10 protein-coding genes are annotated in these 17,775 nt (G+C 54.8%); 9 read left to right on the plus strand and 1 reads right to left on the minus strand.

All coding sequences use genetic code 11. The features are described from left to right. The first annotated feature begins 25 nt into the window (after positions 1 to 25). The 4 genes from ABC395_RS09505 to ABC395_RS09520 all read left to right on the plus strand — a co-directional run bounded on the left by ABC395_RS09505 (position 26) and on the right by ABC395_RS09520 (position 9,445). Positions 26 to 3,811, plus strand: coding sequence for a dynamin family protein (locus ABC395_RS09505; protein WP_413002499.1), 3,786 nt, complete (start codon positions 26 to 28; stop codon positions 3,809 to 3,811). Positions 3,812 to 4,446: 635 nt separating this feature from the next. Further along, the gene (locus ABC395_RS09510; protein WP_103995034.1) at positions 4,447 to 6,231 is read left to right on the plus strand and encodes an ABC transporter ATP-binding protein; all 1,785 of its coding nucleotides are present in this window, start codon (positions 4,447 to 4,449) and stop codon (positions 6,229 to 6,231) included. Further along, positions 6,224 to 8,074 carry an ABC transporter ATP-binding protein gene (locus tag ABC395_RS09515; protein WP_413002502.1) on the plus strand — a complete coding sequence of 617 codons (1,851 nt, stop codon included), beginning with the start codon at positions 6,224 to 6,226 and terminating at the stop codon, positions 8,072 to 8,074. The genes ABC395_RS09510 and ABC395_RS09515 overlap by 8 nt, the downstream gene beginning before the upstream one ends. A gap of 234 nt (positions 8,075 to 8,308) precedes the next feature. After that, complete coding sequence (locus tag ABC395_RS09520; protein WP_413002503.1) at positions 8,309 to 9,445, plus strand: acyltransferase; 1,137 nt, start codon at positions 8,309 to 8,311, stop codon at positions 9,443 to 9,445. Between the two features lie 66 nt (positions 9,446 to 9,511). Here ABC395_RS09520 and ABC395_RS09525 read toward each other — a convergent pair whose 3' ends face one another. Further along, positions 9,512 to 10,195 (minus strand): hypothetical protein, encoded by a 684-nt coding sequence (locus tag ABC395_RS09525; protein ID WP_413002505.1) that lies wholly within the window; start codon positions 10,193 to 10,195, stop codon positions 9,512 to 9,514. A 257-nt stretch (positions 10,196 to 10,452) separates the two neighbouring features. Between ABC395_RS09525 and ABC395_RS09530 the strand changes: the two genes are divergently transcribed. Genes ABC395_RS09530 through gyrA form a run of 5 tightly spaced genes read left to right on the plus strand, consistent with a single transcriptional unit; the run spans position 10,453 to position 17,760 of the window. Next, entirely contained in the window at positions 10,453 to 11,262 is an 810-nt protein-coding gene (locus ABC395_RS09530) for a GDSL-type esterase/lipase family protein (protein ID WP_413002506.1), read from the plus strand. A gap of 14 nt (positions 11,263 to 11,276) precedes the next feature. Continuing rightward, on the plus strand, positions 11,277 to 12,266 hold the full coding sequence (locus ABC395_RS09535) for an ABC transporter ATP-binding protein (RefSeq protein WP_413002508.1): 990 nt from the start codon (positions 11,277 to 11,279) through the stop codon (positions 12,264 to 12,266). Then, a complete protein-coding gene (locus ABC395_RS09540) occupies positions 12,259 to 13,251 on the plus strand; it encodes an ABC transporter permease (RefSeq protein ID WP_413002510.1) in 993 nt (330 codons plus the stop codon). The genes ABC395_RS09535 and ABC395_RS09540 overlap by 8 nt, the downstream gene beginning before the upstream one ends. A gap of 48 nt (positions 13,252 to 13,299) precedes the next feature. After that, the gene (gene parE, locus ABC395_RS09545; RefSeq protein WP_413002512.1) at positions 13,300 to 15,273 is read left to right on the plus strand and encodes a DNA topoisomerase IV subunit B; all 1,974 of its coding nucleotides are present in this window, start codon (positions 13,300 to 13,302) and stop codon (positions 15,271 to 15,273) included. Positions 15,274 to 15,297: 24 nt separating this feature from the next. Then, positions 15,298 to 17,760, plus strand: a complete 2,463-nt coding sequence (gene gyrA, locus ABC395_RS09550) for a DNA gyrase subunit A (RefSeq protein WP_413002514.1) — start codon at positions 15,298 to 15,300, stop codon at positions 17,758 to 17,760. Positions 17,761 to 17,775 lie beyond the last annotated feature (15 nt).

Consider the following 17,775-nt stretch of genomic DNA (forward strand, 5'->3'; position numbering starts at 1 on the left):
AATGGCATGGGAGATTAGAAACTCAATGAATGGACTTATGGAGCAAAGAAAGGACGAAGTTCTCCGCGCATTCGACCGTCTTCGGGAAGACATGAAGAGGGCCGGCGACGGCGCGCGGGTGCGCAAACTGATTCAGTTGGAAGACAAGCTCGGCGGCGAGAAGACCGTCCTTGCGTTCTGCGGGCATTTCTCGGCGGGTAAATCCACTTTGATCAACACCTTATGCGGGCACCGGCTTCTGCCCTCAAGCCCGATTCCGACGAGTGCGAATATCGTTAGCATTGAGAGCGGGGAGGAAGGGGCGGAAGTCGTTCAGAGGAGCGAGGGCGAGGAAGAGGCCAGAAAACGGCGGATTCCGCTGAACGAACTCGACGCTTACTGCGTCAACGGAACGGATATCGAGGAAGTTCACATTTCGTATCCGCTGCCTTTTCTCGGGGAGCACGCCGTGCTTCTGGATACTCCCGGAATCGATTCGACGGACGGGGCCCATCACATGGCTACGGAGTCGGCGCTTCATCTGGCCGATGCGGTTTTCTATGTCATGGACTATAACCATGTTCAATCGGAAGTAAACCTTGCTTTTACGAAACAGATGAAAGAACGCGGCAAGCCGCTCTACCTGATCGTAAACCAAATCGATAAACACCGGGAAGAAGAATTGTCCTTCGATACTTACAAAGAAAGCGCACTGGAAGCGTTCCGAAGCTGGGGAATTTATCCCGACGGGATGTTCTTCGTGACGATGAAGCAGCCGGACCATCCCCGCAACGAATCCGGGAAGCTCAAATGGCTGCTGTCCGGATTGATCGGCATGCAGCGGGAGCTTCGCGAAGCGAGCGTGGACGCGGCGGCGGATCATTTGATCGGCGAGCATATCCAGTGGCTGAGGGAACAGAACGAGCCGCAGAAAGCGGCTTTGCGCGAGCGCGTGGACGAAGAGGAATCGGCCGGGGTGCTGGCCGAGTACGAGGATCTGTCCCGCCGCCTGAACGAGGCGCAGTCGCTGCCCGGGCAGCTGACGGACTCGCTGAGGAAAGAGATTGCGGCGATCATCGACAATGCGAACGTGACGCCCGCGCTTACCCGCGACAAAGCGCATGAATATTTGCTTAGCCGCAAGCCGGGCTTCAAGGTCGGCTTCTTCGGAGCGGCCGCGAAGACGGCTGCGGAGGTGGAGCGGCGGCTGGAAGCCTTCCGCGAGGATTACGCCGAGCAGATACACGCCCAGATGGACTGGCATCTGAGGGATGCGCTGCGCCGGGCGTACAGCGGCATCGGCATGAGCGACGAGAAGCTGCTGGCCGATATCGACGCGTTCAGCGTGGAGGTCACGTCTTCGTGGCTCGCTTCGCAGGTTAACACGGAAGCCGTGTTCGGTAACGAATACACGATGACGTATATGCGCCAGACGGCCGCGGAGCTCAAAACGGCCGCGCGCCGCACGGCGCTCGCGCTGATCGACCGCCTCGCCGGTCTTGCCGGCAACTGCTCGGTCCGGCTCGATTCCGAGCTGGCGCCCGATCTGCGGCAGCTGGAGAAGCGGCTCGGCGCCCTGCGCGAGCTGAAGCGCTTCGAGCGCGAGGAGGCGGCCCGCGAGGAATCCCTGCGCGCGTTGGCTTCCTGGCCGCACGCCAAGGCGTACGAGCTGCCGGATCTCGCCGCTTACCGCGGCGAAGAGACCGGGGAGCTGCGCGGCGTGCTGCACACGTCCGAGATGGACACGATCCTGCGGGCGGCGCATACCGCGCCCGGGGATCGTGACAGCCTCGCGGACGGCGCAGCAGCGCCCAGCGGCGCTCCGGCAGACGGAACGTCCGCGGCACCGGCGGGCGGCGGCGCACTAGACGCCGCTGCGGAAGCGTCCGCGGGCGGGCTGCAGCTCGGCGCGAAACGCGCGGAGCGCCGCGCGCAGGATCTCGCGGCGGCGGCGGATCTCCTCGGCGACATGCCGTCGATGAGATCGATTGTGCGCTCGCTGCGCGAGAAAGCCGAACGTCTGCGGCATAAGACGTTTACAGTCGCCTTGTTCGGCGCTTTCAGTGCCGGCAAGTCGTCCTTCACCAACGCGCTGATCGGCAAGCGCGTCCTGCCCGTATCGCCGAATCCGACGACCGCGGCGATTAATAAGATCGTTCCGCCTACGGCCGATTGGCCGCATGGAACGGCCAAGGTGCAGATGAAGACGGCGGAAGTGATGCTCCAGGACGTACTGTTCTCCCTGGAGATGCTAGGCGTTCGGGCGTCCGCCATGGACGAAGCGCTGGCCGCGATCCGGGGGCTTACCCCGGAAAGCGTAACGGCCAAGGGCAAGCCGCACTACACGTTTCTCAAGGCGGTTGCCAAAGGCTGGCCCGATGCGGCCCCGCTTCTCGGAACACAGCAGAAAGTCGGGGAGGAAGCTTTCGCCGGCTACGTGGCGGAAGAATCCAAGTCGTGCTTCGTCGAGTACATCGAGCTGCATTATTCCACGCCGCTTACGGAGCAGGGAATCGTGTTTGTGGACACGCCGGGAGCGGACTCGATCAACGCGCGCCATACGGGCGTCGCTTTCGACTATATCAAGAACGCGGACGCGATTTTGTTCGTGACTTATTATAACCATGCCTTTTCACAGGCGGACCGGGAGTTCCTGCTGCAGCTCGGCAGGGTTAAAGACAGCTTTGAACTCGATAAAATGTTCTTTCTCGTCAATGCCGCGGATCTGGCGGCCGGGGAGGAAGAATTGCAGGGCGTTGTCCGCCATATCGAAACGAACCTGCTTCAGCACGGAATCCGTCATCCGAGAATTTATCCGGTGTCGAGTCATCTGGCCGCCGAAGGAAAACTGTCCCGGGACGACAGGAAGCTGGAGGCTTCCGGCATCGTTCCGTTCGAACGGGATTTTATCCGCTTCACGCTGGAGGAGCTGACGGATATATCCCTGCGCTCCGCCGACCAGGAGATTGAACGTGCGCTGCATGTTCTCCAGGAACGTATCGAAGGGGCGCAGCAGGGCGAAGAGGCCCGCAAAGCGCGCCTGCAGGCGCTGGAACGGGCGGAGGAAGCCGCCGTCCGTTTCCTGAAAGAAACGGATTCTGCGCCCGTGCAGCGGGAACTGGCAAAAGAAATTCAGGAGCTGCTCTACTACGTGAAGCAGCGGACGATGTACCGGTTCGGCGAGCTGTATAACGCTTCTTTCAACCCGGCTTCCTTCCGGGAAGGGGGCGGAGACCCTAAAGCCGCCCTGCGCGAGAGCTGGCGCGACCTCCTGCGGATGATTGAATTCGATCTTCAGCAGGAAGTGCTGGCGACCAGTCTGCGGATCGAGCAGTTTTTGAACAAGCTTGCGAAAGGAACCTATGAATCATGGGGAACCGGACTCCGCAAGCTGCTGGAAAGCTACGAATTCGAAGCGTACGAATCCTTGTCTTTCGATACGCCGGATAACAAGCTGCCGCTGGAAGCTCCCGACGTAACGGACAAAATGCTTGTGGCTCATTTCAAGAACGCCAAGCATTTCTTCGAAGGCGAAGGCAAGAGCAAGCTGAGGACGGAGCTGGAGGGCAGAATGAACGATCCGGTCGCACATTTTGTGGACAGTGCCGTAGCGATGCTGAAGCAATTGTATGCGGGACATCTGGCCGATACATTCGCCGTTCTGGAGGAAAGACACCTGGAGAGCTACCGCGAGCATCTGGAGGGCATGAGAGATGCGCTTCAAATGCGGACGGACGTTGGCGTGCTGACAGCCAAGCGTGACGAGCTCGCCAGATGGATGCCGTCGCGCAGCGGAGAAACGGCAGACGGGCAGGAAAGGGTAACCGGATAGCTCCGGCGTTTTCGGCTGTTTCGGGCTCAAGGTTGCGCCGGGATCGGTTGGAACCTACGGGAGGCGGCTTAGACCGGGAAGATGAGGCTTGCTTGAACGGGCGGGCCGATTCACCAGGTCTGCTTCCGGGTATAGACGAGCTGTCCGGCAGGCTGAACCGAGTCCTCTTTAACCGACGGGCCCCTGTGTCCCTAACTTGGGCAAATTCGGGGAATCGGGAGCCGGCAAAGTGACTTGTGCGTGCGGATCAACCGGCCGGGAAGCTTAAGTCAGGTTCGTTCTCCTTTGACATCATGCACTTTAAGAGAAATTGACCTTCACTGAATTCTGGGTGGAGGTCTTTCTTTTTTACAGGAAAAGGGAGTGGGGGCGGTATGTATTTAAAGACGCATTAAAGAAAAAACGAGGTTTAGTTAGGTTTGTTATGATACCGCTTTCATTGATGGGAAATTTGATGATTTACAAGGATAGCAACTCTCAGGTGTCTAATTCGTGAACATATGCAAGGTTAAGGGGAATTCAGCCTTTTTCCACTCGTTGCCGCCCTACGGGGATGGTGTTAAGATTCATTAAGGTTTGCTAGGTAAAGCCTTGCTCAAAATTCGGTGAACTTGGCCCATGTCCAGGAGGATGCTATGGAAGTCTTTAAGGGGCTCAAACGGTTTTATTGGCCCGAACGGAAGCTGCTTTTCGCTTCTATTTTTTGCTTGATCTGCACAACGGCCCTGGGGCTTGTGTACCCTAACCTGCTGCGTTATCTCATTGATGACGTTATCGCGGTGAAGCGCTACGATCAGGTCCCGGCGCTGGCTCTAATGGTTGTAGGCGTGATTGCGGTGAAAGCGCTGTTCCAGTTTCTGCACGGATTCAGCGGGGGACGGCTCGGCAACCGGGTCGCGTACAACATGCGGGAAGCGATGTACGAGAAGCTCCAGTACTTATCTTTCCAGTATTACGACAAAGCCCGTACCGGAGATCTTATGTCCCGTCTTACGGCCGATCTCGAAGCGATCCGGAACTTTATCGGCTTCGGCTTCGCGCAGATTCTGAACGTGTTTCTTATGGTTCTTTTCGGGATGGTCATGATGTTCTCGATCAGCTGGAAACTGACGCTTCTGACGATGCTGACGATGCCTTTTCTGGCTTTCGCGGCTATCCGTTTTGAAGGTAAAATCCATCCGGCCTTCCGTTCGCTCCGGGCTTCCATGAGCAATATGACGACGGCCGTGCAAGAAAATATTACAGGGGTGCGCACGGTTAAATCGTTTGCCCGCGAACCTTACGAAGTCGAAAAATTTACGCTCCGCAACGAGGAATACCGGGCGAACAACGTCATTACTTCGGAGATCTGGTCCAAGTATTTCCCGGTAATGGAGCTGATCGCAAACCTGAGCGCCGTTATTTTGCTCGGAGTGGGCGGTTATATGGTTATACTCGGATCGCTGTCCGTAGGGGAACTCGTCGCCTTTTTCAGCCTTGTCTGGTATATCATCGGCCCCATGTGGGGAATCGGGTTTCACATTAATAACTATACGCAGTCCAAAGCGTCCGGTGAAAAAATTCTCGAAATACTCCATCAGTACGTTCATGTGAAGGACGGGGAGAATGCAGTCGAATTGAACCCCGATACCGTAAAAGGGCACGTTCATTTCGACCGGGTGACATTCGCCTATCCGGATGCGGAGGCCGCCATTCACGACCTAAGCCTGAACGCGACTCCCGGGTCCGTCATCGGCTTCCTGGGGGGAACGGGTTCCGGGAAATCGACGATTATTTCCCTGCTTATGCGGGCTTATAACGTGAAAACCGGACAAATCACGCTGGACGGTACGGATATTAAGGACATCCGCCTGGAAAGCCTGAGAAGCCAGATTGCGACGGTATTCCAGGAAACGTTCCTGTTCTCCTCGACAATCAAAGGCAACATCGCTTACGGCCGCAAAGACGTGACGATGGACGAGATTATCCGCGCAGCCAAGCTGGTGAAAGCGCATGATTTTATTATGGAGATGCCTCTCGGCTATGATACGGTCGTGGGCGAGCGGGGAATGGGCCTCTCGGGAGGACAAAAACAGAGAATCGCCATTGCCCGCGCTCTGATTAAAGATCCTAAAATTCTGATCCTGGACGATGCGACAAGTGCGGTCGATATGGAGACGGAACAGGAAATTCAAGCGGGATTCAAGGAAGTGATGCGGGGAAGGACGACGTTTATTATCGCCCACCGTATTTCTTCGCTCAAACACGCGGACGAAATTATCGTGCTGGATAAAGGGCGCGTCGTACAAAGAGGGACTCACTCGGAGCTGATTCGCCGGGAAGGCCCTTATCTGGAAACGTACCGCATCCAATATTCGGATCATCCCGATGTCGCGGGAGCGGCGGATGCGCAGCAAAGGAGGGCGGCAGTCAATGAGTAACCGGCAGCGGCAGTCCGAAGAGAAAATAAACGGCAAGGGAGCCGGAGGCGGCGAACGTTTCGTCTACCAGGACGACGAAATGCTCGAAAAATCGTTTGACTGGGGGCAGTTTAAACGGCTTGCCGTTTACATGAAGCCTTACAGCAAGCAGATTATTCCGATCGTTATCGTCATGATGATCGTCGGAGCGGTAACGAAACTGTCGATCCCGCTTATTATCAGTACGACGATCGATTCGTCGCTTCATGTAGGCGGTGACGCCAAATTTTTGTTCGGTATGGTCGCTTTAATGCTCGGGGTGTACATCATCCAGTGGCTGGCGAACAAATACCGGATCAAATATACGAGTGTAATCGGACAGCGCGTGATTTACGATCTGAGACACGACCTGTTCCGTCATATTCAGCGGCTGTCCTTTGAATTTTTCGATAAGCGGCCGGCCGGCTCGGTGCTGGTACGGGTAACGAACTACGTGAACTCCCTTCAGGATTTGTTCACGAACGGGGTCGTCAACATGATGATCGACTGTGTCCAGTTGATCGGGATCGTGATTATTCTGCTGACGATCAACTTTAAACTGGGAGCCGCGATTATTATTACGGTTCCGCTCATGTTTATCGTTTCGTCCCAGCTTCGCAAACGGGTCAGACGTTCGTGGCAGACCGTAAATATCAAACAGTCCCGCCTGAACGCCCATCTCAATGAGTGTATCCAGGGAATCCGGGTTACGCAGGCTTACACGCAGGAGAAAGAAAATATCCGCTTCTTCGAACAGATGAACGAGGACAACAAGCAGGCGTGGAACCGGGCTTCCAAGCTGAACCAGAGCTTCGGGCCGATCATCGAGATTACGGGCGCGATCGGGTATTTCATCTTGTTCTGGTACGGAGCGAGCCTGATCCAGTCCGGTGAGATTACAGTCGGTCTTCTCGTCGCCTTCGCGAGCTATATCGGCAACTTCTGGGAGCCGATCAACCGCATGGTGCAGATGTATTCGCAGCTTCTCGTGGCCATGGCGTCCGCCGAGCGCATCTTCGAATTTATGGATGAGCAGCCGACCGTCGGCGAGAAGGAAAACGCGGCGGCACTGCCTCCGATCCGCGGGCATGTCAGCTTCGAGAATATCGTCTTCGAATATGAAAAAGGCCGCACTGCCCTGCACAATATCAATCTCGACGTGCAGCCGGGGCAGAGCATCGCGCTTGTCGGCCATACGGGCTCGGGCAAGAGCACGATCATTAACCTGCTCTGCCGCTTCTATGATCCCACCCAAGGCAGCGTTCGTATCGACGGGACGGATATCCGGGACGTTACGCTGCAGAGCCTGCGGTCCCAGATCGGGATCGTCCTGCAGGACACGTTTATTTTCTCGGGAACGATTCGTGACAATATCCGTTTCGGCCGGCTTGATGCGACGGATGAAGAGGTGGAAGCGGCGGCTCAAGCGGTCCACGCTCACGATTTCATCCAGAAGCTTCCTTTCGGCTACGACACGGAAGTCCAGGAGCGGGGGAACGCGCTTTCCATGGGACAGCGGCAGCTCATTTCGTTCGCCCGGGCACTGCTTGCGGACCCCGCTATCCTGATCCTGGACGAAGCGACGGCAAGCATTGACACGGAGACGGAGCTGCGCATCCAGGAAGCGTTAAAGACGCTGCTCCAAGGCCGGACTTCCTTCATGGTCGCCCATCGTCTGTCCACGATCCGCGGAGCGGATAAGATCATCGTTCTCGATCACGGGCGAATGATGGAAACCGGCAATCACGACGAGCTGATGAGGCACCAGGGAATCTATTACGGGCTGATTCAGGCCCAATATAAGTTTTTGCAGGATGCGATTTGATCCGTCAGCATGCATGAAGATGGAATGAAGACAAATCGGAATTGAATAGGAAATGAATCGGAAATGAATCGATTGAACTCCTTCGGGGGTTCTTTTTTTCTGTGGCACAAAAAAGGTGGACGATTCCAAATAAAACCGCTTAAGGAGAGAATGTTAACCGTTCTCACTCGACAGAAAGGGGCAAATCGTGATAGGGTAATTAATTGGATGGAACACGAGTGAAGGAGGATTTGTTTGAACCGCCAGACGACTACAAAAACAAGTAAACAGAAAATTTTTGAAATGGACATCGTGCGCGCTGTTGCCATTATGGCCGTCGTACTGATCCACTCGACAACCGAAGCGGCTGTGTATCCGTGGGAGGGACAGGTCACGCCCGACGAGGGAAGTTTGTCCCAGATCATTATGTTCACTCTCAACCGGGCCTGCCAATTTGCGGTGCCTGTTTTCATTCTGATCAGCGGGCTTGTCCTGTTCTACCGGTATTCGGGAAGCTGGAGCGTGAAGACGGCCGTCCAATTTTACAAACGCCGGTTGTGGAGCGTTGTCGTCCCTTATCTGATCTGGTCTCTTTTTTATTATATATACAACCCTTGGATATCCGGTCAGCCCGTAGAGCTGGACGCGAAAGAGTTTCTGGGAGACATCCAGTGGGCGGATACGGGGTATCATCTGTATTTTATGATCATTATTCTGCAATTTTACGTGATTTTTCCGGTGCTGATGTTCCTCGCCAAGTATAAATGGTTCCGCGTTTCCATGGTTCCGCTCGGTATTCTGATCCAGCTCGGCTTCTATTCCTACAGCCACTGGGTAGAGAGTATCGATCATTACCCGTCGCTGGCGCCGACCTATTTCAGTTTCTTCCTGACGGGCGGGTTTATAGGCTTGTATTACGATTTTTTCCGTCAAAAAATGAAAAGCGCCGTGTCATGGGCACTGCTCGTTATGCTGGTGTCCGGCGGTACGTATGTGGAGATGTTCCTGCTTAACCGGTACGACAGCCGGATGTTCGAGAACACCTGGTATGTGATCGCCATGCTGTTCTATGCGTCTTCCGTCTCGGTGGTCCTGCTCGGAGCGGGCAAATGGCTGCTGGACAAAATTCCGGCCGCCGCCAAATGGCTGCTTCCGCTCGGTTCTTATTCGTTCGGCATTTATTTGATGCATCCGCTGATTTTAACGGCTTTTAAGCTGAAAATTCCGGCTCCGGGCGGTATGGCGGCTTATGATCTGTACGTACTGCTGGGCTTCCTGAGCGCCCTGCTCGGCTCGCTCGCTGCCGCCGTTCTTTACCGCAAAGCGGCCCGCGCCTTGAAGCCCGGCAAACGTAAGCCCGTTTCACCCGGAAACGTTCCGATGAACGGTTGACGGTTCCGACATAGAAAATCACGTCCCAGCGGACGTGATTTTCTTTATTCGGTGCGGGCGGCATGTTTATTCCAGGTTGAGGTACATCACAAAAGCGTAGGGGGCTTTTGCGGCTTCTTCTTCCGGCAATTTTCCGGAAGTAACCGTGACGGCATGGGCGTCCGAAGCCGCAAATCCCCAGACGGCAGTCGGGGTGGAGTCCGGAATCGCAATTTTCTCACGGAGCTTCAATAAGTGGGATTGGGTAAAGTGCTTGCGGTTGACGGGAACGTTAAAGCCCGAAGACGAAGAGCCTGCCGGGTCCTTAAGGCTGTACGTTACGGCATAGGCTTTCAGGACGTTCTCATCCTTCTCGTCTCTTACCTCATGAACCGAAACGATGAACTCTGCGCTGTAGTCCTTTTGCGGATTTGCATCACCGCCCCCCATTGGCAGCGAAATCTGAGAGACCGCGGATCCGGATGCCTTCCCGTTTTCCCATACCTTGTAGGAAATGTTCAACTGTTTTTTGCGGCCTTCGTAACGCACGCGGACACTGCCCGCATGGCTGCCGAGGAAAGGGCTGAATTTGTCGGCGTCCCCCGCGAACAAATCGGCCGGCTCCACAATCAATTGTTCCGGTCCTGCGCCGGAAGGGAGAGGAGAGGGGCTTTCTGACGGAGGCGTTACCGCCGGAGAGGAGCAGCCGCCCGCCAGCAAAGCCAGCATCAATAAGCCCGTCAAACACTTCTTTACTTTTACGGGATACATAAATGGGTTCTTCCTTTTCACTTCGTGATAAATAGCGAAATAAACCTTTATCACGTTACCATATTTTGCAAAATATTTCCAGGAAGAATTCGAGGTGATTCAATTACCCTTTGAAATCGGGGAACGTGTGTTCTATAATGGAGGAATCATGTCAGCATCAAGCTTTGTTTGAAACGCATCCCATTTGCAAATAGACGGACGAACGGATACTCTTTTAAGTAGGAACGAACAGACAAGTCGAGGGGGCCTCTATACCTATGAAATCGCGAACATTATGGTTTGTTGTCGGAACGACCGGCCTGATTTCCACCTTGCTGTTTGCCGGAGGCTTCGGTTATGCGGTAAAGGATGTCTTGTCTCCGGCTACCGGCGGGGAGCAGTTGACGGCGGCTCCGAAAGAAACGCCGGCGGTGAACGAACTGGACCGGAAAAATAAAATTCAGCTCGTATCCCTGGGCGATTCGCTTACGGCGGGCACCGGAGACGGTACGGGCAAAGGATATGTGGGGCGATTCCGGGAAAAGCTGGAGGAACAGACAGGCAAGCCCGTTTACGTGCTGAATAATCTGGCTATTCCCGGTGCCACGACCGAAGCGCTGCTTAAGGAATGGGACGGCAAGAAGACGACGGATGCGCTGAAGCAGGCGGATCTTATTTTGCTTACGATTGGCGGCAACGATATTTTCCAGAGCGGCAGCGACATTTTCACGAACAATGACCAGGGCTTCAATCCGGAAGCGGCAGCCAAACGCGTCGAGCCCGCTCTTGCTAATCTCGACAAAATTCTCACGAATATCAACAAAGCGAATCCCGATGCGAAAGTGATGTACGTCGGGCTGTATCACCCTTTTCTGGATCTCGATCCGAAGAAAACCGGTTCTTTAATCGTCCAGAAATTTAACGACGGGGCTTTCGCACTGACGAACAAGTTTCCGAATGCCATATTTGTGCCCACTTACGATTTGTTCGAACAAAATTTGAACAAATATTTGTTTACGGATCATTTTCATCCGAATCAGGACGGGTATGAGCGGATAGCAAGCCGGATGGCGCAAATTTTGAAATGACAGGGGGACTATTTGTGGCTGATGACCGAAAGCCGGTGCTGTCCGTGAGAGATGTCCGGAAAAGCATCCGCGGCAAGGAAATTATCAAAGGCATTTCATTTGACGTGTACGGCGGCGAAATTTTCGGATTTCTGGGGCCCAACGGCTCCGGCAAAACGACGACGATCCGAATGCTCGTGGATCTCATTAAGCCGTCTTCGGGAACCGTGACGATCTGCGGCTTCGATGTCCAGAAGCAGCATAACGAAGCGATGCGGCATGTCGGCTGTATCGTGGAGAACCCTGAACTTTACGGCTATTTGACCGGGTGGGAGAACCTGGAGCATTTTGCGCGCATGCTTCCCGATACGGGCGAGGAGAGAATCAAGGAAGTCGTCGATCTGGTAGGAATGGATGCGCGCATCCACGACAAGGTGAAAACGTATTCGCTCGGCATGCGTCAGCGTCTCGGGATCGCCCAGGCTCTTCTGGCCAGGCCCAAGCTTCTTATCCTGGACGAGCCGACCAACGGTCTGGATCCGCAGGGCATCAAGGAAATGCGGATCTTTATCCGCAAGCTCGCCAAAGGCGGGCTCAGCCTGTTCGTATCGAGCCACCTGCTCAGCGAAATCCAGCAGCTCTGCGACCGCGTCGCCATTATCAGCAAAGGACAGGTGATTGCGGTAGGGGAAGTGGACGAGCTGATCGTGCAGTCCGGCAGTACGGTTCTCTGGTCCGTGGACCCGGCTGACGAAGCGGAAACCTGGCTGGGCAGGCAGCAGGGAGTGACGGTGCTCGGACGGCGCGAAGAGCTGGCCGATGCCGAAGACGAGCCTGCCTTATTGTCTTCGCTCCATGCCGAGACAAGGGCGGGAACGATAGTCACGCAGTTAAGCGAAGAGCGGATTCCGGAAATAAATCGCGGTCTGGTTGACGCAGGAATCCGGATCTATGCTATCGAAATGAAACATCCGACACTGGAGGATCTGTTCCTGAGTCTGACGGAGGGTGAGAAAATTGGGTAACTTGGCGGCGTTAGTCCAGAATGAAAGTATCAAAATGGTTAAAAAACGGCGTTTTCTTGTGGTCATCCTGATCCTGCTCGCTCTCATTCCCATGTTTACTTATGCACAGATGCGCGTCTCCCAGAATACAATCAAGCAATTCGGTACGACGGACTGGAGAGCTTCGGAGCGTCAAAAAATCGTGGATTACCAGCGGAGTCTCAGCTCCGCCCGCGTTCCCGAGGAATGGAAAGAGTTCAGGCGGGCACAAATAAAAATATCCCAGTATTATCTGGATCATGATATTAATCCGCAATCTCCCAACGGCGTCACTTTCACCCGGGAGTTTCTGAACAACTCCATCTCGCTGTTCATTCCGCTCATCATTATGGTCATCGCGGCGGATATCATTTCATCCGAACATTCGGGCGGCACCATCAAATTGTTGTTGACAAGACCCGTAAAGCGATGGAAAATCCTAATGAGCAAGTTGATCACGCTGATCCTGTTCGTTTCGCTCGTCGTTTTGTCGACCGCCGCGCTCAGTTATCTCATATCCGGACTTGTTTTCGGATACGGGGGATGGAACATGCCGGTGTTTGTCGGCTTCAAGACGACAGGTGGAGATGTGGATCTCAGCGGAGTCCATGCCATTGACCAGTGGAAATACCTGCTGATGGAAACCGGGCTTGTCTGGTTCGTCGGCATTGTGGTCGCCATCCTTTCCCTGATGCTGTCCGTGCTCATCCGTTCGACGGCGGCCGGAATGGGGATTATGCTGGCCGTGCTTATTTCGGGCACGATCCTGACCAATATGGTATCCTCTTGGGAAGCGGCCAAATATTTGTTTATGGTGAATCTGAAGCTGACCGATTACATGACGGGCGCGCTGCCTCCGATTAAAGGCATGAGCCTCGGGTTCTCGCTGGCCGTTCTGTCGGTCTGGGCTGTGATCTCACTTTTCGTTTCGTTTGGGGTATTTACCCGTAAAGATATTTTAAATTAACGTATGAACCCGTTCGGGAATGGAAAAAGGAAAGAAGGAGGCGCTTCGATGACCGAGCAGCTAGAGATGATGACGAATCAACCGAACCAGCCGGCGGAGTACGATGCCGATGCGATTCAGGTACTGGAGGGGCTGACGGCCGTCCGTAAAAGGCCGGGCATGTACATCGGCAGCACAAGTACTTCGGGCCTGCATCATCTGGTTTGGGAAATCGTCGATAACGCGGTCGATGAACACCTCGCGAAGCATGGTTCCAAAATTGAGGTGACGCTTCATAAAGACGGATCCGTCACCGTACAGGATAACGGCCGGGGCATCCCGACCGGCATGCACAAGACCGGCATACCGACGCCGCAGGTTGTATTTACGATTCTTCATGCCGGAGGAAAATTCGGCGGCGGCGGGTACAAGAAGTCCGGCGGCCTTCACGGCGTCGGCGCTTCCGTGACGAACGCTTTGTCCGAGTGGCTGGAAGTCACGATTTTTCGAGACGGCAAGATACATAAACAGCGTTTCGAATATTGGATCGACGAGAAAGGCGTAGAGCATGTAGGGGAACCGAGAACCGGGCTTGAGGTGACGGGGACCACGAACAAAACGGGGACGCGCGTTACCTTTAAGCCGGACCGCCGCGTGTTCCAGAACGGCATTGCGATCAGCTACGATACGCTTGCCGAACGGCTTCAGGAAATCGCTTTTCTGAACTCCGGGCTGGAGGTCATTTTGAAAGACGAGCGCACGGATCAGGCCGAAACGTTCAAATACGACGGCGGAGCGAGCGAATTCGTTAAATTCCTCAACGAAGGCAAATCGGTCATGCATGACGTCATCCACTTCGCGGCCGAGAGGGACGACATCGAGGTGGAAGTCGCGCTTCAGTACAACGACGGCTACACGGAAACGTTAGCTTCGTTCGTGAACTCGATTCCGACACGCGGCGGCGGCACCCATGAAACCGGCTTTAAGACCGCCTATACGCGGGCGATGAACGAGTATGCCCGTAAAACCGCCATTTTGAAGGAAAAAGAAAAAAATCTCGACGGGACCGACCTGCGTGAAGGCATGATGGCCGTTATTAACATCAAGATGGGCGAGGTGGAATTCGTCGGCCAGACGAAAGACCAGCTCGGCAGCGCATCGGCGAGAAGTGCCGTAGACGCTATCGTGTCGGAGAAAATGGCCGTATTCCTGGAGGAAAACCCGCAAATCGCCCAAAGCATGCTAAAAAAAGCGATCCAGTCGGCCAAAGCGCGTGAAGCGGCCCGCAAAGCGCGCGAGGAAGTGCGAAGCGGCAAGAAAGGCCGCAGCGAAAGCTCCAATCTCGGAGGCAAGCTGACGCCGGCGCAGTCGAAAGACTATGCGCGCAACGAGCTGTTCATCGTGGAAGGCGATTCCGCAGGCGGCTCCGCCAAGCAGGGCCGTGATTCGAAGCATCAGGCGATTCTGCCCCTGAAAGGGAAGCCGCTCAACCCCGAGAAAGCGAAGCTCGCCGATATTCTCAAGAACGATGAATACCGGGCGATCATCGCGACTATCGGTGCGGGAGTCGGCTCCGAATTCGCCCTTGAGGAGAGCAATTACGGCAAAATCATTATCATGACCGATGCCGACACGGACGGCGCCCATATCCAGGTGCTGCTGCTGACGTTCTTCTACCGGTACATGAAACCGTTGATCGATAACGGCAAAGTGTATATCGCGCAGCCGCCGCTTTTTAAGGTGACCAAGAAATCAGGCAAGAACAGTGCGGTCCACTACGCTTGGACCGAAGAACAACTGCAGGCGCTCCATAAGGAGCTGGGCAAAGGCATCGAACTCCAGCGCTACAAAGGATTGGGCGAAATGAACCCGAACCAGCTGTGGGAAACGACGATGGACCCGGGAAGCCGCACTTTGCTGCAGGTGCAGATTGAGGATGCGGCCAAGGCGGAGCGCCGGGTATCGACGCTGATGGGCGACAAGGTCGATCCGCGCAAACGATGGATTATCGAAAATGTAGACTTTACCGAATCCGAAGAGTGACTGAACGTCTAGAGGTGAACCGAGTTGAGCAGTTTGGAGCAGTTTTTACCCGCGTTTCTGGAAGAAGTAGTAGGGGACCGGTTCGGCCGCTACTCTAAATATATTATTCAAGACCGGGCTATTCCCGATGTCCGTGACGGACTCAAGCCCGTGCAGCGCCGGATTCTGTACGCCATGTACGATTCCGGAAATACGCCGGACAAACCGTACCGGAAGTCGGCGAAGACGGTCGGGGATGTTATGGGTAACTATCATCCGCACGGCGACGGTCCCATCTACGAGGGCATGGTGCGTATGGCGCAGCCTTGGAAAATGGGCCACGTACTCGTCGACGGCCACGGCAACTGGGGATCGATCGACGATGATCCGGCCGCCGCTATGCGGTATACCGAAGCAAGGTTATCGCCCATAGCGATGGAACTGCTTCGCGATATCGAGAAGCGGACCGTTCTTTTCAAAGATAATTTCGATAATACGACCAAAGAACCCGTCGTTCTTCCTTCCCGTTATCCGAACCTGCTCGTCAACGGCGTAAGCGGGATTTCGTCGGGATTTGCGACCGAGATTCCCCCGCATAACTTGCGGGAAGTGATCGACGCGTGCACGGCACTGATCGACGCGCCCGAAATTGGCGTTGAAGAGCTGATGCGCCATATGAAAGGCCCCGACTTTCCGACGGGGGGCATCATCATGGGCGAGGAAGGCATCCGGGACGCGTATAATACGGGCAAGGGCCGTATTTATGTCCGCTCCAAGACGGAGATTCAGGACCTCAAAGCGGGCCGGCAGCAAATTGTCGTGACGGAAATTCCGTACCAGGTCGTGAAGTCGAGACTGGTTACCGCCATTGAAAATATCCGTCTGGAGAAAAAGGTCGAAGGCATCGCGGAAGTCCGCGACGAGAGCGGAAGAGACGGCATGCGTATCGTCGTGGAGCTGAAGAAGGAAGCCGACGCTCAGGGAATTCTGGCTTATCTTCTGAAGAAGACCGACCTCCAGGTCACCTATAATTTCAATATGGTGGCTATCGTGAACAAAACGCCGAGGCAGCTCGGGCTGAAAGACATGCTGTCGGCCTACATCGAGCATCAGAAGGAAGTCGTCACGTTCCGCTCCCAGTACGATCTTGAAAGAGCGGAAGACCGCGCGCACGTTCTGGAAGGGCTTGTCAAGGCTCTGAACATTCTGGACGAAGTCATCGCGGCCATCAAAGCGTCCAAAAACCGCCTTGATGCCCAGAAAAATCTCGTCAACCTGTTCGGTTTTACAGAGCGCCAGGCCGATGCGATTCTGGTTCTCCAACTGTACAGACTGACCAACCTGGAAATCACTTCGCTCGAAAAAGAGCTGAAGGACGTGCAGAAGACGATCAATCACCTGCGCGGCATTTTGGGAAGCACGAAGAAGCTGCTTGGCGTCATCAAGGACGAGATGACTGAAATCCGGACCAAGTACGGTATTGAGCGCCGGTCGGATATCCAGAACGAAGTAGAGGAAATCAAGGTAAACCTGGAAGTGATGGTGACGCCCGAGGATGTTCTCGTCACGCTGTCCAACGAAGGATATATCAAACGGACAAGCATGCTTTCTTATACGAGATCCGGAGGCGCGGTCGATAACACGGGGCTTAAGGAAGGCGATTATCTCCGTCATCTGAAGGAAGTCAATACGATCGAAAGCCTGCTCATTTTCACCAATAAGGGCCAATATTTCCTTCTTCCCGTTCATCTCATTCCGGAGTACAAATGGAAAGATAACGGCACCGCCATCGTAAACATTATTCCGATAGCGAAAGACGACCGGATCGTGGACATGATCTCCGTCAAGGATTTTAACGAAGAAGGCAAGTCGCTCGTCTTCATTACCCGCAAAGGGCAGGTTAAACGGACCGACCTTAAGGAGTACTATACGAACCGTTCCAGCGGGATTGTCGCCTGCAAGGTAGGAGCGGGAGACGAGATCCTGCATGTCCAGCTTAGCGACGGCACGAAGGATATTATGCTGGCGACGAAGCAGGGAATGAGCATCCGTTTCCGCGAGGAGGAAGTCAATCCGATGGGGCGTGCTGCGGCAGGAGTCCGCGGGCTTCAACTGCGCGAAGGCGATGAAGTGGTTGCTGCGGATTGGGTATACGGAGATGAGGGCGAGGTGCTCGTGATCTCCGATCTCGGCTATGCCAAACGTACGCTGCTGGTGGATTATCCGCTGCAGGGACGCGGAGGCAAAGGCATCGGCACGTTCGAATTCAAGGAAGGCAAGCGCGTGAAATCCAACGGCAGCGAGCTGGTCGGCATGTTCTATTTTAAACAGGACTACGATATTACTGCCTGGAACGGCAGCGGAGAGAAAACCGTGTTCAAAACCAACCAGGCCCCGCTTGATGACCGTAAATCGATTGGAAAGCAGGTTGTGCCGGTTTCCAAAGGCGACAGCATTACCGCCCTTGTCAAGAACGCAAGCCTGGATAAACGTCCGCCGAACGCGTGAAACCTATCAGATTAG

It is taken from the genome of Paenibacillus canaveralius (genome assembly GCF_047238265.1).
Classification (GTDB): Bacteria; Bacillota; Bacilli; order Paenibacillales; family NBRC-103111; genus Paenibacillus_F.